The sequence below is a fragment of the Bacillus sp. CH140a_4T genome, assembly GCF_008923725.1.
GTDB lineage: Bacteria > Bacillota > Bacilli > Bacillales > Bacillaceae_G > Bacillus_A.
The window spans coordinates 99,687-122,299 of the sequence record NZ_WBPF01000005.1 but is presented as its reverse complement, the minus strand read 5'-3'; the positions used below and the strand labels follow the sequence as shown (position 1 = coordinate 122,299).

The following is a 22,613-nucleotide window of genomic DNA, read 5'->3' as shown; positions in this document are numbered from 1 at the left end:
TATATGACAAAAAACTTGCAGTTATCAGCCGAAGAGATGCGTCAGTTAGGATATCAAGCGGTTGACTTGATTGTTGATCATATGAATCATTTAAAAAGTAAACCAGTTTCGGAAACAATTGATAGTAATATTTTTAGAGACAAGCTAATTGAAACGATTCCGGAAAAAGGATCTAATCCAAATGAGTTACTTCATTTTCTTAATAACAATGTGTTTAATCAAATTACTCATGTGGATCATCCTCATTTTATGGCTTTTGTGCCAGGTCCTAATAATTATGTTGGTGTAGTAGCAGATTTTTTAGCAAGTGGGTTTAATGTATTTCCTACAGCTTGGATAGTAGGTGCAGGTGCTGAACAAATTGAATTAACGACAATCAACTGGTTAAAATCAATGCTAGGATTCCCTGATTCAGCTGAAGGACTATTTGTCAGTGGCGGTTCTATGGCTAATTTGACTGCACTTACTGTAGCGAGACAGGTCAAGCTGAACAATGACATAGAAAATGCGGTTGTGTATTTCTCTAACCAAACTCATTTTTCTGTAGATCGAGCACTTAAAGTATTAGGGTTTAAACATCATCAAATTTGCCGAATTGAAACAGATGAAGATTTAAGAATTTCAGTTAGTACTTTAAAAAAACAAATAAAAGAAGATCGATTAAAAGGAAAAACCCCATTCTGTGTTATTGCTAATGCAGGGACAACAAATTGCGGAGCGGTGGACTCCCTCGATGAATTGGCTGATCTATGTGGTGATGAAGATGTATGGCTACACGTGGATGGTGCTTATGGGGCTGCAGCAATTCTTAGTGAAAAAGGAAGGGAGTTGTTAAGCGGAATTCATCGTGCTGATTCTTTGACGTTAGACCCGCATAAATGGCTTTTTCAGCCTTATGATGTTGGTTGTGTACTCATTCAAAATAGCCAATATTTAAGTAAAACGTTCCGTATGATCCCGGAGTATATTAAGGATACGGAAACTAATATAGAAGAAACAGTGAATTTTGGGGAGCGTGGAATTGAACTTTCTCGTAGATTTAGAGCATTAAAGGTATGGCTTGCTTTTAAAACATTTGGAGTCACAGCTTTTCGTGAGGCAATAGATCATGGCATTATGTTGGCTGAACAAGTTGAAGAGTTTTTAAGGAAAGAAAAAGATTGGGAGGTAGTAACACCTGCCCAATTAGGAATTGTTACTTTTCGTTACATTCCTTGTAAGCTAACATCTACAGATACAATTCATGAAATAAACAAAAAACTGGTGGAAGAAATTAATCAAAAAGGATTTGCTATGCTAAGTACGACTAGATTGAAAGAAAAAGTAGTAATTCGACTTTGCTCTATCAATCCAAGGACAACAATAGAAGAAATGCTTCAAATCATGATGAACATACAAGCAGTAGCAGAGGAAATAAACACTTCGTCTAAACATCTTATATCTGTTTCTCAGCCTTGATATATTAGGTGGATTTTACATAGCAATAGCCGATTCTTATTTAGAATCGGCTATTGCTAATAGATAATAACACTCACAAATGTATACTATTTATGAGTGTTTCTCTTGTAAAGATATTAAGCCTTAACCTTAGATACTCTTTTGAAACCAGTCTTTACTGCTTGTACCATTTCGTTCACAGCGTAAATAGATACATCGGCATTTGGATTTAATCCTTCAAACCAGTGATAGGCATTTGGATATAAATGAAATTCGACATCAACACCAGCTTGCGCTAGTTTGCTTACATAGGTTAATGTTTCACTGCGGAATGGATCTAATTGACCAACAAATGTGTAGGTATATGGCAAGTCGCTATAATCTTCAGCTCGAGAAGGCGCTGCATAGGCAGGGATTTGATCCGTTCCATACATTTCTCCTAAATACATTTTCCAGCCAGCTTCATTTGCCTTTTGATTCCAAACAAACCCCTCTTTAATTTCATTGGCCGAAGGTGTATTATTTCGCTCATCAATCATTGGATAGAGTGGCATTTGTAAACAAATCGAAGGATATTTTCGATCTCGGGCTAATAATGATAATGCTGCTGTTAGCCCACCTCCAGCGCTTACTCCTGCAACCCCAATTCGATTCGAATCAATGTTTAATGACTCTGCATTATCAGCAATCCATTTTAAAGCTGCATAACAATCCTCGATTGGTGCTGGATAAGGATGTTCAGGAGCTAAGCGATAGTCTACAGATACGACCACACAGCCAGCTTCTTTTGCAAACCTCATACAAGTATCATCGTTATCATCTATAGAACCTAAGATATAACCACCACCATGTATCCATAATAAGACAGGTAAAGATTCATGATTTGATTTTGGACGGTAAATTCTTAATGGTAACGGATTAGCATCTGGTCCAACAATGACTTTATCTGTTAACGAAAGGGAGTCATCAACAACGGTAGGTGGTCTCATTTGGGCTATTCCTTCTCTGATTGATTGCAAGTTTTCCGGGCGTAAATCGAGATCCGGAAACATCTCTAACCCTTGTAATAATTCTGGATTTACTCTATTTTTCATTTTAGCACCTCTATTTGTAATTGTTTTCAAATAAATGAAGTGTATTCTAAGTAGTTTAATTGTGAAAGAACACCACAATTAAATTGTAAATTGAATATGTCATTACAGTCAACAGAATATTCAGAAATTAAAACCTTTCTCAAGAAGGAGTTTCATGCAACCAATAATACAAGTAGTGGATTTAGGAACAAAGTGTTTTCATGTCGTTGTACTTATGTACACTTAGTTTTCTAACTAAACCAAGTGATGATCTTTTTTATTTTAATGGGAAAAAGATTAGCGGAATTAAACAATTTGAAAGTAGGAGACAAAGTTAAAGTGCAATCAGGGGATAAGAAGGAAACCCTTGAAGTTGAAATTATCGGTATTTACGAAACGAATGAGCAAGCAATAGCTCAACATACCCTAAATTAGTGATTTGTTTATATCCTTTTTGAACACCGCTATCTGTGCATGTTCCTGTAAACCACCATACACCGCTGTATAAGGGCTCTTACCAGTATAATAAGCATCAGGATTAAACGCCGCTTTAGATTCTTCAGTAAACATGAAAAATGACAAAACTGTAAGAATGCCCGAATGTTTGTAAGAAAGTTCGATGTTTTCCTTTTTCTTTTTTTATTATAGTGAAAAAGAAGAAAGCGATGTCATAAGAGGTTGATATTTTTAGATGAGTACAATAACCAAAATTATTCATGTAATGAAGGTATGTGGCAATCAATAAAACACCTTACAAAAAAGGAGGTCTTTGAACATGTCTTTTTCTCAATTCAATATTGATATTTTTCGAGCAATTAATGAATTAGGTAAACAATATTCATTCCTAAACTCAACCATGGTGTTTTTGGCAGAATATATGGTATATATTTTTGCTTTAATTATGTTAGCTTATTGGTTTACTGGGTCCAGAAGAACTAGGATGATGGTTATACAAGCGATGGTTGCTTTTGTAATTGCTGAGGTGATTGGAAAAATAGCAGGGAAATTTCATCTGAATTATCAACCGTTTGCAGTATTGCCTGATGTAAATAAACTTGTAGACCATACTGTAGATAATTCATTTCCTAGTGACCATACGATTCTCTTTTTTTCAATTTGTTTTTCGTTTTGGCTTGTTCGTAAAAAAACTGGATTGTTATGGCTTATACTTGCATTTTGTGTAGCGATCTCTCGTATTTGGGTAGGGGTTCATTATCCTTTTGACGTTGCAATAGGGGCTTTAATAGGATGTGTTTCAGCGTTATTTTCGTATTGGTTCGTACCGAAATTTTCTATTATCAATAAATTGCTTACTCTATATGAAAGAGTAGAGAAACATGTTTTACCATCCAAAAACAATTCAAAGGAATTTTGATTATACAAGTATAAAAAAGACGTTATCTTTTCTGTGGAATTATAGGAAAGGATAACGTCTTTTTCGTTTTATCGATATTGCAAAATATTAGATTGATAGTGATGTATCGGGACCCCGTAGTTAAATATAAGTTTCTTCAACCCTATCCAACCATTCAAAACAGCTTATTTTTTGTTTTGGAGTTATAGGTTGAGGGGGATGTGGTACTCCATATAAGAGAACGTTAACTTACTTATATTTTTTTTAAAAGGTGCACCTTTTAAAATGACGTGATTTCTTTGAAAAACATAAAAAATCACATTTATTACCAATATTCAAAACTGATTACATTTTGGGTTGTTTTTTGGTTTTTCAGTTTTTCTTGACTAGGGCAATGAATAACTACACATAAACTCCTTATATCTCTAGTTAAACTACCGATTATCTCCATATTAACTCTAGATAACCTATATAGAATACAAGTTATCAAGGAGGTAAGAAAAAATGAATTTTATGAAACGAGCAATTCTCAGTATGAAAAATAGGGTAGGAACATCATTAATTTTGATGGCAGTTTTTCTGATTGTTACAAATTTGGTTCTTTCAGGTTTCACAATCCAAAATGCGTCAAAAAAAGCAGCGGATGCTGCAAGAAAAAAACTTGGTGCAGATGTTACTTTAGGTCTTGATTTCGACAAATTAGGTCAAAAAGCTAAGGAAGCTGGAGAAATACCAAATCCGCCGCAGCTCGATACAAAAGAAACAGATCAATTAGCGAAGTCCAAGTATGTAAAAGACTATAATTACATAGCTAACACTTTCGGTATTTCTGATGGACTTAAACTAGTAGGAGCTTCAGAAGGAGAAGAGGAAGGTAAAGGTAAAGTGGGAATGGCGGCTGTGCGAGGCGGTTCAAGTTCCGGTACAGAAATAGATATGAATGCTTCTTTTATGATTGAGGGAGTTCGTAAGACTGCATTACAAGAAAGCTTTAAAAACGGAAAAAGTAAAATCATTGATGGGAAACCAATTACAGAACAGATGAAAGATCAGAATGTAGCTTTAATGGAAAAACGATTAGCAGAATTAAACAATTTGAAAGTAGGAGACAAAGTAAAAGTACAATCAGGGGATAAGAAGGAAACCCTCGAGATTGAAATTATCGGTATTTACGAAACAAATGAGCAAGCAATGGGTCAACAGGCCCCTCCTATAATGGATCCAGCTAATAAACTATATATGCCGCATTCAACTATGAAAAAATTAGAAGTAGATCAAGGGATAAGTAGTGTTCAAGTCGTGTATTTCTTGAATGATCCACAATACATTGATGTATTTAAAAAAGAAGCAACAAAATCTGATATTGATTTTAATTATTATAAATTAGATGCACATGATTCATTGTACAAACAAATGATTGGTCCTATCGAAAATATTTCTTCTACTTCTCAAATGATTATTTATATTGTATCAATTGCAGGTGCGATTATATTAGGGTTAATCATTATGCTATCAATTAAAGGACGTCGTAAGGAAATGGGGATTCTGTTATCAATTGGAGAGAAAAAATGGAAACTGATGGCGCAGTTCGTAGTAGAAGTATTATGTGTCGCTATTTTAGCATTTGGATTATCCATAACAACAGGAGCTAAAGTTTCTCAATATATCGGGGATAATTTACTTTCGAGTGAAATTGCTACAGCAAGCGAAGAAACGGACACCACGCGAAATAGTACTGTAATGATGTCTGGACCTGGTGGTACGCTACAAAATCAAAAAGAGGATCCAATTGATAAAATTGATGTAAGTGTAACAGGAGAAGATGTAGGGAAAATGGGGGGGCTGGGACTAGCTATTGCTATAATAGCAACGCTTCTTCCGGCATTATCAATTCTACGTTTAAATCCAAAACAAATTCTTTTAAAAGATGAATAAGGAGGCTTAATATGGAAACGATTTTACAATTTAAAAATTTGGATTATTATTATGAAAGTAATGGGAAAAATGTAGCAATACTAGACAATGTCAACTTTTCTTTTCAAAAAGGGCATTTCTACACGATTTTAGGACCATCTGGATCTGGTAAAACTACAACTCTAAGCTTAGGTTGTGGACTGGATGTCCCTAAAAATGGTTATGTACTGTATAATGGCAAAGATATTCGAAAAATTGGTTTGGATAGATACCGTAATCAAAATGTATCTGTAATTTTCCAATCTTATAATTTAATTACTTATATGACGGCTCTTCAAAATGTCCTAACAGCGATGGAAATTACAGGTGTTAAAGTGAAAAATAAGACGGTAAGGGCATTAGAATTATTAGAGAAAGTAGGACTCACAGAAGTAGAAGCGAAACGAAACGTCTTGCAACTAAGTGGTGGGCAACAACAACGTGTAGCCATCGCTCGAGCGTTATCTTGTAATGTTGATTTACTTATTGCAGATGAACCGACAGGAAACCTCGACGAAGAAACGGCAATGGATATTATAGAACTGTTTCAAGAACTTGCACATAAAGAGAATAAATGTATTATTGTTGTAACGCATTCACAGGAAGTTGCTAAAAAATCCGATCGTGCAGTGTATTTAAGTAAGAAGAAGTTGGTCGTAAACCAAATCTAATACAAATATCTTAGCTTTTTAATTCACAAAATTTTCAAAAACCATCTACTTCAAAAGCTTATATTTGATATATAATAAAATCAAGCCATAATCAAAATGGTCTCCCTGTACTGAATGTTAAAATAGTTTGTTGTTCCCGTTTTAATAATATAATAAAAAGAACTTGTAGGATACTCTACAAGTTCTTTTTATTATAATTGGTTACCTATATCATGGGATAATCACACATAAAAAACGGGACATTACCTAGATATATAATCTAAATGCTGTCCCGTTTAACTGTGTGTCTGTATAGTTATTGCAGAATTAAACCTACAATCATAATTAAACTAAATACTATTATCCAACCAAACGCACAATAGCCAAAAATTCTAATCCATTTAGGTAATTGATTCATGTTAATTTTATTTGAGGGAACTCCCTGCATAGAAAACATCATTTTTTGATCTCTATCTCTATTATTTTGTTGTTCATACATAATATCATCACCTTTCCAGAACTATTGTGTTTATAGTATATCAGCCTGAAGAAAATTATGTACTGATAAAGGGGGTAACTTAAATATTCTGTGGTGAATTTTAATTGTCCATGGCTTTAAGTGCTAATTCTTTATATATACTGAAAAAGAGTCCTATATAAATAGGATTCTTTTTCTTCAAATATTAACTTGCTGGATATGCATCAGAACCAAGGTAACGTTCTTTTATAATTTGAAGATGATGAAGCTCATGACCAGCAATGATGTATGCTAATGCACGAACTGTAACTTCAGAATTATTCGCATTTCCTCTTTGTGACCAAGCTTCTTTATCTAAGCTCCTAAGTAAATACAGGGTAGATTGGCGAACAACTATTAAATTCTCAAGAAGATCTTGCATAGATTGCTTATCAAAAGCAGCTCTAAGAACATACATATCATCATTATAGCCTGGAAGTTCTGCTGTCTCGCCTCGAGCGATAGATAGCAATCGATACGCCATAATACGTTCTGTATCTGCTATATGACCGATTACTTCTTTTATGCTCCATTTAGTAGGAGCATACCGGAAAAGTCCCTCACTATCAGAAATTCTCTTTAATAATAGATTCGTTTCCTTCATTTGTTGTTCTAGAATATGTATGATATTTCCGTCTGATACCAATTTGGTATACGTTGCATAATAGGGGTTATATTCACTTATCTTTGGTCTTATTTGCATACGAATCATCCTTTATGTTTTATGTTTAATCTTTACATATAGCTTATCATAAAAGAATTCCAAATTAATCTGAAAAATGGAGGCAAATATGCATTTTTCATCTTCCTTTTCAGTTTCATAGATGAAATGCATCTCAAATAAGAGAATCTAATTTGTTGCTAAGCGGAATTTCCTTTTTTTGCTGTTATAGTAGAAGGTGAATATTTAAGTTGAATACAGTTTGTCACTACTTATGACAATCGTAATTTAAGAAGTAGCATATATCATTAAATGAAAAGCCTGTTAATCAGTTTATACTTACTACAAAAACAAACAAACTCGTCCTATTTAAAGGAGAGTTTGTTTGTTTTTGTATTTAGATAATGGAATACTCATGCTAAATTGCACACTATGTTCCATATTTTTTATAGAATACTTTATATCTATTCTTTCAAGAATTTGTTTAACAATATATAGCCCCAAACCACTTCCTCCGGTATTTCGATTCCTAGATTTTTCAATTCGATAAAATGGTTTGAAAATTTGTTGTATATCATCATCTTTAATATTGATACCTGTATTTATAATTTGCATTTTAATTTGACCTTGTTTAGGATCCTTACTTAACTTTATATAGACTTTTTCATTATGTGGTGAATACATAACTGCATTATGGATAATATTTTTACATGCTTTTTCAAAAAGGACACGATCTGTATAAACAGAAAGGTCAGAGTCAATTTCTTTTATTATTTGGATGTTTTTTTGAGAAGCGAAAAATTCGAGATCTTTTGTGATTGTACCTATTAACTTTGAAAGATTAACTTCTTCTATTTTTAGTTTAAAAGTGTGTTGTTCTAACTTTGACATACTTAAAATTTCACGAACTAGTTGTTCCATACTTTCAATAATTTGATGATTTTTCTTTAAATATTGATCACGATTTTGATAAGGGCCAATATTGTATATCATCCCTTCTAAGTATCCTTTCATTACAGTAAGAGGGGACTTTAATTCATGTGCTACAATGGCAAAAAACTCTCTGCGTTTTGTTTCTATTTCTCTTTCTTTTTCAATATCATTTTTTAATTGTTCATTTGCTTTTTTCAAATCAAACATAGCTTGTTGTAAGTTAATAGACATGTCATTCAAACTATTAGATAATTCTCCTAACTCATCTGTAGAGCGAACCTCAATTTTTTCGGAGAAATCTAAATTTGCCATCTTTTGTGCACCCTCATTAATATAAATAAGTGGCTTTGTAATAAATCTGGAATAGAAATAAGCACTCCCTATACCAATTACGAGCACGATGATACTAATATAGGGGAGAAAGCGCACTAATACCTGCGAAGCTTCATCAATCGGTTGAAATGTTGCGAACACCACAAGCGTTAAACTACCATCTTGGAATTGAATTGGTTCCGTAACATTATATGAATTGCTAATGGTACCTGCATTCTCAAATCGTGTGGCTTTAGTAACTACTGTTGTTTGTGTACCACTTTGAATAAAAGAAAATGAAGGCGAGTAAATAATTACTCCTTCTTTATTTTGAAGCGAAAGCATCGCGTTATTTTTTTTTGCGTATTCATCAAAAAGTGGTATCGCATCTTGAAACGTAAGATCTTTGGACTTATCAATTATATCTTTTATCCCTGTTTGCAGTTGATCTGTTTTGTATTGCTCATAAAACGTAGGGAGAAAGAAATATAAAGTCAAATAAATTAACACTGCAAAGGATAACAAAATGAGAGATGTAGTCATAAAGAGTTTATAAGTAATTTGCTTCATCTTCATGACTTTTAAAATTTTATTCATCAACTTTATAACCAATACCCTTAATTGTTTTAATATAGGGGATAGCTAGTTTTTTACGTAGGTTTTTAATATGTGTATCTATTATTCGTGTTTCCCCAAAATAATCGTATCCCCAAACTTTTTCTACGATATTTTCTCTTGTCAGTACTTTTCTCTCATTTTGAAATAGTAGTTGTAGAATTTCGAACTCTTTTGTCGTTAACAAAATTTCAACATCATTTACATATACTCTATATGCATCAACATCAATGCGCACTTCTTTAAATACCAAATGATTATTTACATTTTTATCATAACTTCTTCTAAGTACAGCTTCGACTCGTCTAATTAAAACATGAAACGAAAAGGGTTTTGTTATATAATCATCAATCCCAAGATCGAACCCTTTCATTTGATCTTCCTCTTCTTCTAACGCAGTTAGCATAATAATTGGTATGTTTGACTGATTTCGAATCATTTTAGCAACTTCAAATCCATTAAGATTGGGCATCATTACATCTAGAAGAACTAAATCAAAGGATTGCTTATTAAATTGTGTCATACCCTCTAGTCCATCTGAAGCAACTACCACTGTATATTGTTGTGTCATTAAAAATTGTTTAATTAATTCCTGAATTTCTTGATCGTCCTCAACCACGAGGATATGATAGTTTTTCATAATATCACCTCTGGTAGTCATTATAGCCGTACTATCTGTAGTTTATGTGGAGATACAGTAGGAAACTTCATAGGACGTTTAACGTATTAACTCGATTTTTAAGATTTTGTATTCTCCATAAAAAAGTACTATTACCCATATTCCTTTTTTATGGAGAAATATTTGTGTGCTTGAAAAAACTTATCATATAAAATGCTGAACGATTAATATTTACGAAAAAATAATGTATAATAATGTAAAATGTGTGAATTTTTTTAATTTTTTCCGAAAATACACTTTCGAAATTTTAATAGAAGGGAGATGAATTTAAATATAAAAGAAGCCAGCGAAATTCTAGAGCGTACGCCACAAACTTTGGAGTTTTTTTGCTAATTTACTAAAGGCCTAAGGTGCGAACTACGGATTATTTAAATCATGTGAGAAAGGTTGTGAAATTATTTGATGGGTTATAAAGCGATGCTGTTTGATTTAGATGATACGTTACTTGATAGAGATAAGGCAGTAGATAATCTGTTTTTATTAGTTTTAGAAAAGTGTTATGAGGATGTTAGTGATACAGTCAAAAACAATATGTTACAGAAATTCAAAGAATATGATAAAAGAGAATACGGCATTAGTGATAAAACAATAGTTATAGAATCTTTATTTGATGAATTCGCGCCGAAATATAGATTGCCACGCAATTATATCCAAGATTTTTGGAATGAACATTTCCCTAAATGTTTTTCAATAGACCAAAATACTATTCATTTCTTAAATCATATAAAGAGGCACATTAAAGTTGGAATTATTACAAATGGCTCAACTCAAAGGCAAAAGGCTAAAATAATTAATACGAATTTAAACAATTACTTTGATACAATCATTATTTCTGAAGAAGTGGGATTGAGTAAACCTGATAACCGTATATTCGAACTAGCATTAAATAAGCTAAATGTACAGCCGGAAAATACCTTATTTGTTGGGGATGATTTAGAAAAGGATATTGCTGGTCCTCAAAACGCAAATATAAAAGGCGTGTGGTTTAACCCTCAGAAAATCAAGAATACTACCAAAATACAACCATATGCCGAGATTCATACTTTGGATAGTTTGTTAAGTTATGTTACACCACAATATTTTTATAACAAGTAAAAGTAATTTCATATATATATTCGAAAATATAAAAAAGAGAAACTATCATTAATTTCATTGACCGTATTAGTAATAAAAAATATATATTTACAATAAAAAATAGAGGCGATTTTAATAGCTGCGGCTAATTTAATCTATGATTAATACGAAGTTTTGTAAAACAATTTTACTCATACTGTGTAAATTATAAAGGGGTGGGACTATGGAAATAAAGAAAGTAGTAATCGATGGAATCAATATTGCGGTCATAAGAAATGAGAAGGTACTAATATCCGATGTTCAAACGGCATTGGATATTATGGCAACAGTTCAATATGAGGTGGATGCGAAACATATTATTATTGACAAATCATTAATAAGCGAAAGTTTTTTTGATCTAAAAACATGCCTTGCTGGTGATATTCTTCAAAAGTTTATAAACTACAAGGTAAAGATTGCTATCATTGGAGATTTCTCTATGTATACTAGTAAAAGCTTACAGGATTTTATTTATGAGTGCAATAAAGGGAAAGACATTTTTTACTTAGCAACTGAACAACAAGCAATTGAAAAACTAAGTACATTAAAGTAATAATCTCAGTAAAATATCCCTCTTTTTCACATAGCAAATTATTTACAACATATAAGAACTAATGTTTGTGGTAAACTAAGAAATGAATAAAGGGGGAGTTTTCTTGTACAATTTTAATGATACAATCCGAAATTTAAACAATTTAGTTTACAAACCTAACAATTTAATAATCACGAATCTAAAAGAAGAACAGCAAAACGCAGAATATGCGGGTTGTTTATTTCACTTAAATAACAAAACTATCCGTTTTAGAGTATCAAAAATGACCCCTAATAAAATTGGGCAATTTGTTTCTTTTTGGGAGAAAGATGACAATATGCAAAATCAAGCATTTTCTTATGACGCTGCTCCTGACTTATTAGTTATCACTTGTATTGATGATAATAAACTAGGACAATTTATTTTTCCTAAAGGAATTCTACTTAAAGAAAAAATATTGAAAACGCAAAGTCAAAAAGGAAAGATGGCTATGAGAATTTATCCAATTTGGGATACCCCTGTTAGCAACCAAGCTAAAAAGAGCCAAATGTGGCAACTTCAATATTTTGTTGATTTAAGCGATCATAATCATTTACCGATAGATAAACTATTAAATTTGTATTCGTAGCTTCTTTTCTTATGTAATCTTGTGAGTTAGACTTTTTGTACCGGTACAGTTAAACGAAATGTACATTGTTTCAGTACTCCATCAAATTTACAATCAACATATACTATTTTAACTTATACATGTTAAGGGGTGCTGACTATGACAAGTTTACAACATAAGCTTTTTACAAGATTGAATATTGCAAACCGTACTGAAGTTAAGTTTGAAGAATTAAATACAATTCTCTTTGCATTTGCACACACTATACCATTTGAGAATTTAGATGTTATAGCACGTAATACGAATACAATTACTATGGAAAATTTACAGAATAAAATTTTAAATACATCCCGCGGCGGACTTTGTTATGAATTAAATACTCTTTTTTACTACTTTTTACAAGATTGTGGTTATGATGTACAACTTGCACTTGGTACCGTATATAAAAATGATATAAACGCATGGGCACTTGAGGATGGACATATAACAATTATTTTAAATCATGATAACGTACGTTACTTAATGGATGTAGGTATTGCTTCCTTAGTACCTCTAGTCCCTGTACCTTTTACTGGTGAGTCTGTCTCCTCTAAAAACGGTACGTATCGAGTGAGACGAAAAGATACGAGTAAAGGAAATTTCGTTCTAGAAAGAAAAGATGCGAACGGAGAGTGGAAAGTTTGTCATGCATTTTATAATTGTATCATTAATGAGGCAGTAGTGAATGATGTTCAAAAAAGAGTAATAGAAGATGAGAAATCTATTTTCAATAAAGGACCAATTGCAGTTAAATTGTCGGACGCTGGCCATGTCTCTTTAACGAATACGAGTTTAACTGAAATGATACACGAGAAAAAAATGAAACGAGCAATTACAGAAGATCAATATAGAGAGCTATTAAATACTTTATTTGCTATTGAGTTGTGATGAAACAAATAGCTAGCCGATTCTTATGTAGAATCGGCTATTTTATTAACTTTAATTTGAAACTAACTATTAAAGTTTGATTTTCTAATTAGATATAATACACTAGAACAGTATGAAAAATTATAAGCAATGAATTTTGAATGTAAAGGAAGATTTTTATGTCAATTATTGATAAATTGAAACTTAATAAGTATACAAATATGGTAGTAATTCATGAACCTAGTGATTATGACATTTTTACAGGGAAAGAAACTGCATTTTCAAAAGAACACGATGCTATTTTTGTTTTTGTAGAAACACTTGATGAAATGGTGAAACAAACGAATTATATTATTAGTAATGAAGAATTACTAATTGAAAAAGGCTATATATTCTTCGCGTATCCGAAAAAAGGTAATTCTCGTTACAGTACGTTTATTCACCGTGATGAAATGTTTCCAGCATTAAACGTTGGCGAAGATGGGTATGTAGGACAGAGTGATATTAAGTTTGCACGAATGGTAAGTATGGACGATGTCTTTACTGTTGTAGGCTTAAAGCGTGAAAAGAAAAAAGAGAATAAAACGCCTGCTATGAGTCAATGTGTTGCTGATTATGCAGATCGTATTAAAGATGTAGAAGCATTATTGGCTAATCATCCAAATGAACTTACGTTTTATCAAAGTTTAACACCTGGATATCAAAAAGATTGGGCACGTAATTTATTTTCTGTAAAACAAGAAAAAACACGTGATAAACGTCTTGAGAAAATGATTGAAATCCTTTCGCAAGGCTATAAAACAATTGAATTATTCCGTAAGAAGAAAAGATAATGGTTAGGAAAGTCACAATGATGCAACAATTAATTACACTTAGCACATTGAAAAAACGATTCCTTTCAGTATACTAAAGTATGTTCTTATATTTAAATAATTAGCAAAAGAGAAAAGGTGTTTGAAATGAAATCGTATATTGTAGTTGGATCTGGAATTTTAGGGGCGTCTACTGCTTATCATCTTGCTAAAGCAGGTGCGAATGTTACTATCGTGGATCGCCAACAATTAGGTCAAGCAACTGATGCAGCAGCAGGTATTGTCTGTCCTTGGCTTTCACAGCGTCGTAATAAAGCGTGGTATAAAATCGTTAAAGGCGGTGCACGTTACTATTCTTCGTTAATTCAACAATTAGAAGAAGACGGTGAATCGGATACAGGTTACAACCGTGTAGGTGCAATTAGTTTACATACTGACGAGAAAAAACTAGATCAAATGGAAGAGCGAGCTTATAAACGACGTGAAGATGCACCAGAGATTGGTGAAATTACGCGTTTATCAGCTGAAGAAACGAAAAAGTTGTTCCCAGCATTATCAGAAGAATACAGTTCTGTTCATATTAGTGGCGCTGCACGAGTAAATGGAAGATCATTACGTAACGCATTAATAAGTGCTGCGAAAAAACATGGTGCTATTTTTATAAAAGGAGATGCTGTATTAGTTCGTGAAGGTAATTGTATTACTGGAGTTACAGTAAACGATGAAACAATTTTAGCAGAAAAGGTAATTATAACAGCAGGCGCATGGGCAAATGAAATCTTGAATCCGTTAGGAATTAAATTCTTAGTTACATTCCAAAAAGGACAAATTGTTCATTTGCAAATTAAAAATACAGCAACAGAAAATATGCCAGTTGTTATGCCGCCAAACGATCAATATATTTTAACATTTGACAATGGTCACGTCGTAATTGGTGCAACACATGAGAATGACACTGGTTTCGATCACCGTGTAACAGCAGGTGGTTTACATGAAGTATTCCATAAAGCATTAGCAGTTGCGCCTGGTTTAGAAGATAGTACTATGCTTGAAACGAGAGTTGGGTTTAGACCATTTACACCAGGATTCTTACCTGTTATTGGGCCACTACCTAACTTTGAAGGTATTCTCGTTGCAAACGGATTAGGCGCTTCTGGTTTAACTGCTGGCCCATATTTAGGATCAGAATTAGCTAAACTAGCACTCGGCCAAACAATAGAATTAGATTTAAACGATTATGACGTTGCGGGTGCAATTGAATAATAAAAAAGATTAGGATTCGCTCCTAATCTTTTTTATTTTGGGTAGCACGACATACCCATCAAGTTAATATTTTTAATTACTCCCATAAAAAATATGCATCGTTGACTACAGATAAGATGGTTATGTTAATTGAAGACAATTGATTTAAATCACGAAATTTATATAAAATAGATAAAACGGAAGAGTGTTTGAAATATTTAGATGAAAAGGTGGGCGAGATAATATAATTGGGGTACAGCCGAGATACGTGTAAAAATAAGTCATAGACTTATTTTTATTTCCATCTATAAAATCAGCTTTTTCTTAATTATTAGGGGTCACCATACATCGCAATCAAGTTAAGGAGACGAATTTCCCTCAAAATGAAAAAACGTTTGCAATAAGACTTATAATGAAATTAAGTTCATGATATATCCCATCAAGGATATACCATGAAACAGTGCTTTAATAAAGGAGTTGTATAAAATGAATGAAAAAAAAGATACAGAAATAAAACGCTCTTCAAAAGCAGAAAACATTCTATCTCAGATCAATGGTAAAACAAAGCTAGGCGACTTACGAAAAATCGCGAAGGACATTAAAAAAGATCACGAACTAGCTATGGAACTTTGGTCAACCGAAGAGTTTTTGCCCAGCCTATTAGCAATCTTAATTATGGACAAAAAACTTCTTTCACAAGATGTGCTAAATAAGCTTGATAAGGATATGCAGACCCACACTTTTGATGAGCGAAATAACTTAATGGATTGGTTAATGGCTAATCAGCTCACCAAAGATAAGAAGAAAATTGCATTGATGGAGTCATGGGAAAATAGTCCTTCGGCTCTTCAAAGGCGAGCTTTTTGGTATTATCAAGGGCGATTGAGATGGACTGGACAAACACCGCCTGATAACACCGCAGACTTGCTATCTGCAATAGAAGCTAATATTGCGCAGGAAGAACCGGAAGTTCAATGGGCTATGAACTTCGCCGCAGGCTGGATAGGCGTTTATGATAAAAAGAATCGTGCACGTTGTATTAAACTTGGTGAGAAAACGGGTCTTTACAAAGATGAAAAAGTAGCAAAAGGATGTACTCCCAGCTATTTGCCGGAGTTCATTACGATTGAAGTTAACAAACGACATAATGATTAAGTTACCTTTAAATAATTTATTAGGGTTTAATGCAAAAAATAAAGGAATTTAATGCCTCAATAATTGTATTATTTCTATAATACTATGCATCTCAATAATGTATAGTATTATAGAAATAAGTAATATAAAAAGAGATTAAATGACACATATTAATTACTAAGAAAGGGACGATTACAATGACGAAAGTATCTTATAGTGGTTTAAAATATGGGAAAAGTGATGTAGAAATAAAATTATTGGTGGATATACAAAATGATTGGTTTGAGGTAACACATACCAAGGAAGTGTCTCAAGTAATGAATAAATCAACAGGTAAATATATTATAGTAAATCGAAATAGCTTGAAATGTGAGTTTGTTTCATAATACAAATAAACTGTGAAATAACTAAATTTTATACAACTGACTATATCAGTCTCTTTATAGTCTGATCAGATAACAATATTCTATATGAAAATAGCGAAATTAAAAGAATATAAATAAAACCCTTGATTTAAAAAACGTCTTAGAATATAGCCTTCGCAAAATACTGGTAAGGTGATTTTTATGCATATTAGAGTAAGGGGAACTGTCATACAATGTAGATAGCATATTAAATTACAGAGGGGATGAAAATGAAAAAATTTATAGTTAGTTATTTAGTATGTCTCATATTTTTTTCTATACTTACACCTAATTGGGAATTAGAAAAATTAAAAACCTTGCTGCTTATGAAGCGTAGCAAAGTTTTTGAAGTTGTTTAATTCTTATTTCACTAACGGCTTTGTTAGCTAATACTGTAATTGTTTTAATAGCCTCTTGTTTAATTCCCACAAAGCGGTTTTGTTACTATCCCATTTCAAAAGCGTTACTGCTTCCTCAAAGCATAACCATTTATAATTGCAGTGTTCTTTGGATAATGAAATATTTTTTGTAGGAACTTTAACTCCAAAAGAAAATTCTTTTATTACATAAACATCTTCTCCCCAAAGAAATTCTCCAACTACATCCTCTACTGGTAGTGAAGAAACAGAATCTAATTTTATATAGGGATTTTCTCTTAAAATACCAGCCTCTTCAAACGCTTCCCGTTTTGCTGATTCAGTAGGTGTCTCACCATCTTCTCCACCACCAGCTATTCCTTGCCAATAACCATAATCACTTCGGTTAAAAATAGCATATTGAATAGAATTATCAGTTATTATATAAGGAAATATCAATACTTGATATGGCGCTCTCATTGCATGACCTCCCGAAAATATGTATTAAATAAATATGAATAATTAATTGTTCATAAACATGTTTAATCATAACGAGGAAAAACAACTTTTTTCTTGTCGAGATTTGCTTAGCGTGATTTTTCTCCGAAATGCTAACGATCAATTACTATATGGAGTGGGGGTTCTTTTGAATAAAAACACAACTGATAAAATAAAGATTACAGCCTTCAAACTTCCCCAATATGGATAAACAGCATGATCTGTTAAACTAGCATATTGAAAAATATTCTCTACACCGAAAATTCCTATCATGACCGCTAAAATAAATGCAGCTTTTCCTATAGTCGTATTACGATAGAGGGTAAATAAATATAGTGCAAATACAAGTGGTAAGATGATTTGTAGTAAAGGTGTCATAAGTAGTCCCCCTAGTTTATTTATAATTATATTATATACAAAATTGTAATAAAAAGGAATGCGAGTTATTTAATACTAATATGTCTTCTCTAATCATATTCTTCTAAAAAAAGAATACAAAGGGGTGTAAAGATAATTGACAAAAGTGAAGGTTAGTTTACGACCAATTGTGCACAACATAAATCTACCAACTGTAATAAAAACAGCTATACTTCCAGGTGAATCAACCGAAAGACTATTTATTGCAACCCAATTAGGAGAGGTCTTTTACATAGGAGACGGAGTTATAAAGACATTTTTAAATATTCGTCCGCAAATTATCAAATTAGGCACATTTGAAGAAGGTGTTTCTAGTAGCGGTTATGATGAACGCGGATTACTAGGGCTTGCGTTCCATCCACAATTTAATGATAACGGATTATTTTATCTTCATTATTCAGTAGCCGGTACTCAAGGACCAGGTACGCTTTCGGAACAATTTAAACCAAATTCTTGTGACCCGAAAACATTAAATTTAAAGTGGACAAATAGAGATACTCAATACGATCATATAGATACAATTGAAGAATGGATTTTACAATCAAACAGGCAACCTCAAAAGCGACGAACAATACTTAATATAAAACGCCCATTTTTTAATCATAACGGCGTAAATACTTTAAACTTTTCACCAGAGACTGGAAAACTTGTTTTTACAAATGGAGACGGTGGATCGGGTTATGATCCGTTTAATTTAAGCCAGGATGATTTAGAAATAGCGGGTAAAATATTTGAAATCGATGTAAGTAAAAATACGTCCATAAATAATCCTCCAGTAGTTACACGTTTTAATGAACTTCCTCTATCTATTCAAGAAATTCTTACATTAGTTGCAAAAGGCGTACGCAATATAACCGGTATTTCATTTCAAAGATTTTATAATCAATATATCAAATATGTCGGGCAGGTCGGACAGGATATAGTAGAGTCTATTTTTTCTTTTGTTCAATACAAACCAATACCAGTTACCGAACTTGTTCAAGCCCATTTAATGAGAGATACTCCTAATCAATATGGATTTATTAATTTTGGCTGGAGAGGATGGGAAGGAGAATTACCTACTTCTTTTATAAGGCATTGTTCTGAGAATCCTACTTTAGATGAGAGAATAATGGCTTATTATAATGAAACTATAGAAACTTCAGTGAAACGCATACAGCCTCTAATTAATTATTATCATAAAGGTTCCAGACCAGATAAATTTGAAGGAACTTCCCTTACTGGAGTTCAACCGTATATGGGAACTGCCATTCCTAGTTTGACTGGTAGCATTGTGTTTACTGATCTTGCTAAGAAAGAAAAATCGCAGTCTTCAGTAAAAGGTGCGTTAGCTTTTTCTAGAGCTGGTACGCATGGTAAACATACTGACTTTCATGTTATTGAAACCTATTATGATTTCGGTGAACAAGCAGCTTATTTTATGAGTTTAGGAACAAACTTAGATCAAACTAGATTATATTTAGGAGTTTACGGTTCTATGAAAGTAACTGATTTGAACAAAGGTACTATTTTTGAAATCGTTCCTTAATATGATAGACACTCTCGGAATTATTCATTATACAATCGTCCACTGCATAATTAGATATCTTTAGGGGGATTTTAATGAATCACTTCAGAAATTATTGGTATCAACCGATGAATGCGAATGAAACGAATTTGGTTCAGAAAAGAAAGATGACGCCCGCAAAGAGGTTAGTCATTACAGCATTACTCGGTTCACTTGCTGCTATTTTTCAATCTGCAGGGAACTTAATCCCTGGTATTGGGTTATTTATTAGTCCATTTGCGACGCTGCCAATCTTTCTAGCTATTTGTTATTCTATCCGGGAGGGAATATTCTCTTATATTTTAACTATTTTCCTCTTATTTATTATTGAGCCAAGTGAACTCATTGTCTTTCCCTTTACTACTGGTTTATTGGGTATAGCGTTAGGAGTATCCTTTATACAATTCAAGAGGAGGATTTTGGTGGTTGCCTTTTCAGCGATCTGTCTACTTATAGGTAATATGATCGTTCTTGATATTTTTCGCTTTCCTGTATTAGGTCCTACCGTTCATACAACTTTGGATATAAAAATTATATTATCGATATTTATAATGAGCTTTCTATATTGTTGGGTCTATGCAGGCCTTTGTAGAATAATGTTGAATAGAGTATATAAAGTTTGGTCTTAAAAATTCCTTTTATATTATAAAAGAATGGAGATTTAGGTCGTGTATAACATTGAAATTAGAAGACCCAATTCGGATGATGTAGATGAATTAAATTTGTTTTTTCGTCTTGTTATTACTGATACGTTTAAAAATGAAGGGTTATCACAATTATTGGATGACATAGAAAATGAAATACATACGAAAAAGCAGTATTTGAAAAATGATTTGGAGAGTAATGGAGAAAGGCGTTACTTTTTATTAGCAATTAATACAAGTAACGATAAAATCATTGGAACAATTGAAATCGGTCCAGCAAGTACTTTGATTCATAGTTGTACAGGTGGTGTTCTTAAAGATTTATATGAAATAGGAACAGTATTTGTATTACCTGAATATCAACGAAATGGTATAGGTAATTTATTACTAAACGCCATGTATATTACGTTACTTAGCAGAGGGATAACGGAATACTGTTTAGATAGTGGATACAAAACGGCGCAAAGTATATGGGCGAAGAAGTTTGGAGAACCTAGTTATGTACTGAAGGTTTATTGGGGCGAATCAAGTGATCATATGATTTGGAAGAAGAGTTTACATGATACACCTATAATATTTGAATTATAAAATGAAATATGCCTCTGAACGTAGCTTTTCTTACATATGTATGCTATTATTTATCTTTATAATAAAAGAGGACGTGAATGAACTTGATTAAAATTAATATTCCTGAAACTGATGTTTCAATTACTGAACGTAAACAAGTTATTAAAGGAGACGAGCCAATAATCACTCCAATTAATGGTTTTATCGATTTCCACTTGTTCCCTAGAGATAAAGGCGGCATTTTTATGTTTTACAATATTAATGACGAACTTCTTTTCGTAGGTAAAGCTCGTAAAATTAGACAACGTATTAAGAAGCATTTTGAAGACAATGTTTCACCAATTAAAAATCACCGTGATGAAGTATACCGTATTGATGCATGTATCGTAGAAGATCCGACAGAAAGAGAAATTTACGAAACATATATCATTAATGAATATAAAGCAAAATATAACGTTGATAAAGTGTTCTATAAATAAGTAATAAAAAAACAATCCTAGCATTTATACTGGGATTGTTTTTTTATTGTTTCATTCTTCATTTCTTTCTCCTTTTTTAAAATGATTAGCAGCAATTAAACAGAAAAGCCCTATAAATAATATTATAATTCCAAGTATTTTATGTTTCCCTTCAAAAAAAGGAATATCTGAAATAACATTTGTCATACACAACCCTATAAACACAAAGATAGGTCCTGCCCAAAGTAATACATTGCCGAATTTTGTATGTTGCCACATAGTAACCCTCCTTACCTCTTTTTACATATATATCCATAAAAGAAAAGTAAATTCATAGAGAAAAATAGTTTTTTTCATATCGAAAATTTAACCTTCATATATTGGTACAAGCAAACATGAAAGGGGACCATCATGAATTGGTTAGAAGCTTTTATATTAGGGATCATACAAGGTTTAACAGAGTTTTTACCGATAAGTAGTACAGGTCATCTTTATTTAGGAAGACATTTGTTTCAATTAGATGAAGCGGGATTGTTTTTAGATACGATGCTGCATATTGGAACTTTACTTGCGGTGTTTATTTATTACAAAAAAGAATTTATATATTTAATTAAAAATCCATTTTCAAAACTCATGCTACTACTTATTGTCGGGACGATACCCGCAGTTGTAATCGGATTGTTATTTAAAGACTTCTTTGAGGATATTTCAAAAACAGGTATCACGATTGGTTGGGAGTTTTTAGTGACAGGATTCTTTCTCTACATGGCCGACAAACAAAAGAATGGTCGTAAAAAAATGGATGACATTACATATAAAGATGCATTTATCATCGGTTCATTTCAAGCTGTAGCTATTTTCCCTGCAATTTCTCGATCTGGTATGACAATTGTCGCTGCATTATGGAGAAAGTTAGACCGTGAAACTGCTGCTTACTTTTCTTTCTTATTATCAACTCCAGCCATTGTCGGAGCTATCATTTTGCAATTAGCAGATGTTTATCAAGGGAAAGCAGAATCTATTTCTAGTACATCTTTAATTGTCGGCACATTATCAGCAGCGTTTTTTGGTTACATAGCTGTTTCATGGATGATTCAATATTTAAAACGTCACTCATTAAAAGTATTCGCGTATTACGTATGGGGATTAGGTATTTTAATTTTAACGTTGCAATATACTCATGTGTTTTAATT

General features: G+C 32.5%; 25 protein-coding genes. 17 read left to right on the top strand and 8 right to left on the bottom strand.

The features are described 5' to 3' along the window. Positions 1 to 3: 3 nt before the first annotated feature. A complete protein-coding gene (locus F8162_RS01605) occupies positions 4 to 1,458 on the top strand; it encodes a pyridoxal phosphate-dependent decarboxylase family protein (RefSeq protein ID WP_151582902.1) in 1,455 nt (484 codons plus the stop codon). A gap of 116 nt (positions 1,459 to 1,574) precedes the next feature. Here F8162_RS01605 and F8162_RS01600 read toward each other — a convergent pair whose 3' ends face one another. After that, a complete protein-coding gene (locus F8162_RS01600; protein WP_048560888.1) occupies positions 1,575 to 2,531 on the bottom strand; it encodes an alpha/beta hydrolase in 957 nt (318 codons plus the stop codon). A gap of 754 nt (positions 2,532 to 3,285) precedes the next feature. Between F8162_RS01600 and F8162_RS01585 the strand changes: the two genes are divergently transcribed. The 3 genes from F8162_RS01585 to F8162_RS01575 all read left to right on the top strand — a co-directional run bounded on the left by F8162_RS01585 (position 3,286) and on the right by F8162_RS01575 (position 6,488). Further along, positions 3,286 to 3,885 carry an undecaprenyl-diphosphatase gene (locus tag F8162_RS01585; RefSeq protein ID WP_151582900.1) on the top strand — a complete coding sequence of 200 codons (600 nt, stop codon included), beginning with the start codon at positions 3,286 to 3,288 and terminating at the stop codon, positions 3,883 to 3,885. Positions 3,886 to 4,368: 483 nt separating this feature from the next. Continuing rightward, a complete protein-coding gene (locus F8162_RS01580) occupies positions 4,369 to 5,799 on the top strand; it encodes an ABC transporter permease (protein WP_151582898.1) in 1,431 nt (476 codons plus the stop codon). Between the two features lie 11 nt (positions 5,800 to 5,810). Continuing rightward, positions 5,811 to 6,488 carry an ABC transporter ATP-binding protein gene (locus F8162_RS01575; RefSeq protein WP_097844834.1) on the top strand — a complete coding sequence of 226 codons (678 nt, stop codon included), beginning with the start codon at positions 5,811 to 5,813 and terminating at the stop codon, positions 6,486 to 6,488. Positions 6,489 to 6,783: 295 nt separating this feature from the next. Here F8162_RS01575 and F8162_RS01570 read toward each other — a convergent pair whose 3' ends face one another. From F8162_RS01570 to F8162_RS01555, 4 genes are all read right to left on the bottom strand, one after another. Continuing rightward, on the bottom strand, positions 6,784 to 6,966 hold the full coding sequence (locus tag F8162_RS01570; protein WP_000273229.1) for a hypothetical protein: 183 nt from the start codon (positions 6,964 to 6,966) through the stop codon (positions 6,784 to 6,786). Between the two features lie 184 nt (positions 6,967 to 7,150). Then, on the bottom strand, positions 7,151 to 7,687 hold the full coding sequence (locus F8162_RS01565) for a DinB family protein (RefSeq protein ID WP_151582896.1): 537 nt from the start codon (positions 7,685 to 7,687) through the stop codon (positions 7,151 to 7,153). Positions 7,688 to 8,014: 327 nt separating this feature from the next. Continuing rightward, positions 8,015 to 9,487 (bottom strand): sensor histidine kinase, encoded by a 1,473-nt coding sequence (locus F8162_RS01560; protein WP_151582894.1) that lies wholly within the window; start codon positions 9,485 to 9,487, stop codon positions 8,015 to 8,017. Further along, positions 9,480 to 10,145, bottom strand: a complete 666-nt coding sequence (locus F8162_RS01555) for a response regulator transcription factor (protein WP_151582892.1) — start codon at positions 10,143 to 10,145, stop codon at positions 9,480 to 9,482. The genes F8162_RS01560 and F8162_RS01555 overlap by 8 nt, the downstream gene beginning before the upstream one ends. A gap of 441 nt (positions 10,146 to 10,586) precedes the next feature. On the opposite strand from F8162_RS01555, the gene F8162_RS01550 reads away from it, so the two are divergent. The 8 genes from F8162_RS01550 (at position 10,587) to F8162_RS01515 (ending at position 16,916) form a co-directional block, all read left to right on the top strand. Further along, on the top strand, positions 10,587 to 11,279 hold the full coding sequence (locus F8162_RS01550; RefSeq protein ID WP_151582890.1) for an HAD family hydrolase: 693 nt from the start codon (positions 10,587 to 10,589) through the stop codon (positions 11,277 to 11,279). A 202-nt stretch (positions 11,280 to 11,481) separates the two neighbouring features. Next, complete coding sequence (locus F8162_RS01545) at positions 11,482 to 11,850, top strand: DUF4180 domain-containing protein (RefSeq protein WP_151582888.1); 369 nt, start codon at positions 11,482 to 11,484, stop codon at positions 11,848 to 11,850. A gap of 82 nt (positions 11,851 to 11,932) precedes the next feature. Further along, entirely contained in the window at positions 11,933 to 12,457 is a 525-nt protein-coding gene (locus F8162_RS01540) for a MepB family protein (RefSeq protein WP_151582886.1), read from the top strand. A gap of 138 nt (positions 12,458 to 12,595) precedes the next feature. Then, positions 12,596 to 13,363 carry an arylamine N-acetyltransferase family protein gene (locus F8162_RS01535; RefSeq protein ID WP_151582884.1) on the top strand — a complete coding sequence of 256 codons (768 nt, stop codon included), beginning with the start codon at positions 12,596 to 12,598 and terminating at the stop codon, positions 13,361 to 13,363. Positions 13,364 to 13,521: 158 nt separating this feature from the next. Beyond that, on the top strand, positions 13,522 to 14,175 hold the full coding sequence (locus F8162_RS01530) for a YdeI/OmpD-associated family protein (protein WP_151582882.1): 654 nt from the start codon (positions 13,522 to 13,524) through the stop codon (positions 14,173 to 14,175). 126 nt (positions 14,176 to 14,301) lie between these two features. Further along, positions 14,302 to 15,417 carry an NAD(P)/FAD-dependent oxidoreductase gene (locus tag F8162_RS01525; protein ID WP_151582880.1) on the top strand — a complete coding sequence of 372 codons (1,116 nt, stop codon included), beginning with the start codon at positions 14,302 to 14,304 and terminating at the stop codon, positions 15,415 to 15,417. Between the two features lie 465 nt (positions 15,418 to 15,882). Next, positions 15,883 to 16,551, top strand: a complete 669-nt coding sequence (locus tag F8162_RS01520) for a DNA alkylation repair protein (RefSeq protein ID WP_151582878.1) — start codon at positions 15,883 to 15,885, stop codon at positions 16,549 to 16,551. Between the two features lie 176 nt (positions 16,552 to 16,727). After that, a complete protein-coding gene (locus F8162_RS01515; RefSeq protein ID WP_151582876.1) occupies positions 16,728 to 16,916 on the top strand; it encodes a hypothetical protein in 189 nt (62 codons plus the stop codon). A 404-nt stretch (positions 16,917 to 17,320) separates the two neighbouring features. Here the strand turns inward: F8162_RS01515 and F8162_RS01510 are convergent, their stop codons facing one another. Together F8162_RS01510 and F8162_RS01505 are read right to left on the bottom strand one after the other, a co-directional pair. Beyond that, positions 17,321 to 17,770: an NUDIX hydrolase gene (locus F8162_RS01510; protein ID WP_151582874.1), complete on the bottom strand. Its 450-nt coding sequence runs from the start codon at positions 17,768 to 17,770 to the stop codon at positions 17,321 to 17,323. Between the two features lie 138 nt (positions 17,771 to 17,908). Further along, positions 17,909 to 18,166 (bottom strand): hypothetical protein, encoded by a 258-nt coding sequence (locus F8162_RS01505; RefSeq protein WP_151582872.1) that lies wholly within the window; start codon positions 18,164 to 18,166, stop codon positions 17,909 to 17,911. A 136-nt stretch (positions 18,167 to 18,302) separates the two neighbouring features. Here F8162_RS01505 and F8162_RS01500 point away from each other — a divergent pair, with 136 nt between their 5' ends. The 4 genes from F8162_RS01500 to F8162_RS01485 all read left to right on the top strand — a co-directional run bounded on the left by F8162_RS01500 (position 18,303) and on the right by F8162_RS01485 (position 21,441). Next, positions 18,303 to 19,733, top strand: coding sequence for a PQQ-dependent sugar dehydrogenase (locus F8162_RS01500; RefSeq protein ID WP_151582870.1), 1,431 nt, complete (start codon positions 18,303 to 18,305; stop codon positions 19,731 to 19,733). Positions 19,734 to 19,807: 74 nt separating this feature from the next. Then, positions 19,808 to 20,380: a hypothetical protein gene (locus F8162_RS01495; protein ID WP_151582868.1), complete on the top strand. Its 573-nt coding sequence runs from the start codon at positions 19,808 to 19,810 to the stop codon at positions 20,378 to 20,380. A gap of 39 nt (positions 20,381 to 20,419) precedes the next feature. Continuing rightward, positions 20,420 to 20,983 carry a GNAT family N-acetyltransferase gene (locus F8162_RS01490; protein WP_151582866.1) on the top strand — a complete coding sequence of 188 codons (564 nt, stop codon included), beginning with the start codon at positions 20,420 to 20,422 and terminating at the stop codon, positions 20,981 to 20,983. 77 nt (positions 20,984 to 21,060) lie between these two features. Further along, entirely contained in the window at positions 21,061 to 21,441 is a 381-nt protein-coding gene (locus F8162_RS01485) for a nucleotide excision repair endonuclease (RefSeq protein WP_076538045.1), read from the top strand. A gap of 51 nt (positions 21,442 to 21,492) precedes the next feature. Here F8162_RS01485 and F8162_RS01480 read toward each other — a convergent pair whose 3' ends face one another. Then, complete coding sequence (locus F8162_RS01480; RefSeq protein ID WP_151582864.1) at positions 21,493 to 21,699, bottom strand: hypothetical protein; 207 nt, start codon at positions 21,697 to 21,699, stop codon at positions 21,493 to 21,495. Between the two features lie 132 nt (positions 21,700 to 21,831). Between F8162_RS01480 and F8162_RS01475 the strand changes: the two genes are divergently transcribed. After that, positions 21,832 to 22,611: an undecaprenyl-diphosphate phosphatase gene (locus F8162_RS01475; RefSeq protein WP_151582862.1), complete on the top strand. Its 780-nt coding sequence runs from the start codon at positions 21,832 to 21,834 to the stop codon at positions 22,609 to 22,611. Positions 22,612 to 22,613: the final 2 nt, after the last annotated feature.

Bases quoted from the DNA above. Each gene is read 5' to 3' on its own strand.
- F8162_RS01600 (WP_048560888.1), bottom strand. From the start codon at position 2,531: ATGAAAAATAGAGTAAATCCAGAATTATTACAAGGGTTAGAGATGTTT.
- F8162_RS01495 (WP_151582868.1), top strand. From the start codon at position 19,808: ATGAATCACTTCAGAAATTATTGGTATCAACCGATGAATGCGAATGAA.
- F8162_RS01485 (WP_076538045.1), top strand. From the start codon at position 21,061: ATGAACTTGATTAAAATTAATATTCCTGAAACTGATGTTTCAATTACT.
- F8162_RS01555 (WP_151582892.1), bottom strand. From the start codon at position 10,145: ATGAAAAACTATCATATCCTCGTGGTTGAGGACGATCAAGAAATTCAG.
- F8162_RS01515 (WP_151582876.1), top strand. From the start codon at position 16,728: ATGACGAAAGTATCTTATAGTGGTTTAAAATATGGGAAAAGTGATGTA.
- F8162_RS01570 (WP_000273229.1), bottom strand. From the start codon at position 6,966: ATGTATGAACAACAAAATAATAGAGATAGAGATCAAAAAATGATGTTT.
- F8162_RS01580 (WP_151582898.1), top strand. From the start codon at position 4,369: ATGAATTTTATGAAACGAGCAATTCTCAGTATGAAAAATAGGGTAGGA.
- F8162_RS01510 (WP_151582874.1), bottom strand. From the start codon at position 17,770: ATGAGAGCGCCATATCAAGTATTGATATTTCCTTATATAATAACTGAT.
- F8162_RS01550 (WP_151582890.1), top strand. From the start codon at position 10,587: ATGGGTTATAAAGCGATGCTGTTTGATTTAGATGATACGTTACTTGAT.
- F8162_RS01480 (WP_151582864.1), bottom strand. From the start codon at position 21,699: ATGTGGCAACATACAAAATTCGGCAATGTATTACTTTGGGCAGGACCT.
- F8162_RS01560 (WP_151582894.1), bottom strand. From the start codon at position 9,487: ATGAATAAAATTTTAAAAGTCATGAAGATGAAGCAAATTACTTATAAA.
- F8162_RS01530 (WP_151582882.1), top strand. From the start codon at position 13,522: ATGTCAATTATTGATAAATTGAAACTTAATAAGTATACAAATATGGTA.
- F8162_RS01545 (WP_151582888.1), top strand. From the start codon at position 11,482: ATGGAAATAAAGAAAGTAGTAATCGATGGAATCAATATTGCGGTCATA.
- F8162_RS01535 (WP_151582884.1), top strand. From the start codon at position 12,596: ATGACAAGTTTACAACATAAGCTTTTTACAAGATTGAATATTGCAAAC.
- F8162_RS01525 (WP_151582880.1), top strand. From the start codon at position 14,302: ATGAAATCGTATATTGTAGTTGGATCTGGAATTTTAGGGGCGTCTACT.
- F8162_RS01575 (WP_097844834.1), top strand. From the start codon at position 5,811: ATGGAAACGATTTTACAATTTAAAAATTTGGATTATTATTATGAAAGT.
- F8162_RS01520 (WP_151582878.1), top strand. From the start codon at position 15,883: ATGAATGAAAAAAAAGATACAGAAATAAAACGCTCTTCAAAAGCAGAA.
- F8162_RS01540 (WP_151582886.1), top strand. From the start codon at position 11,933: ATGAATAAAGGGGGAGTTTTCTTGTACAATTTTAATGATACAATCCGA.
- F8162_RS01565 (WP_151582896.1), bottom strand. From the start codon at position 7,687: ATGCAAATAAGACCAAAGATAAGTGAATATAACCCCTATTATGCAACG.
- F8162_RS01505 (WP_151582872.1), bottom strand. From the start codon at position 18,166: ATGACACCTTTACTACAAATCATCTTACCACTTGTATTTGCACTATAT.
- F8162_RS01475 (WP_151582862.1), top strand. From the start codon at position 21,832: ATGAATTGGTTAGAAGCTTTTATATTAGGGATCATACAAGGTTTAACA.
- F8162_RS01605 (WP_151582902.1), top strand. From the start codon at position 4: ATGACAAAAAACTTGCAGTTATCAGCCGAAGAGATGCGTCAGTTAGGA.
- F8162_RS01585 (WP_151582900.1), top strand. From the start codon at position 3,286: ATGTCTTTTTCTCAATTCAATATTGATATTTTTCGAGCAATTAATGAA.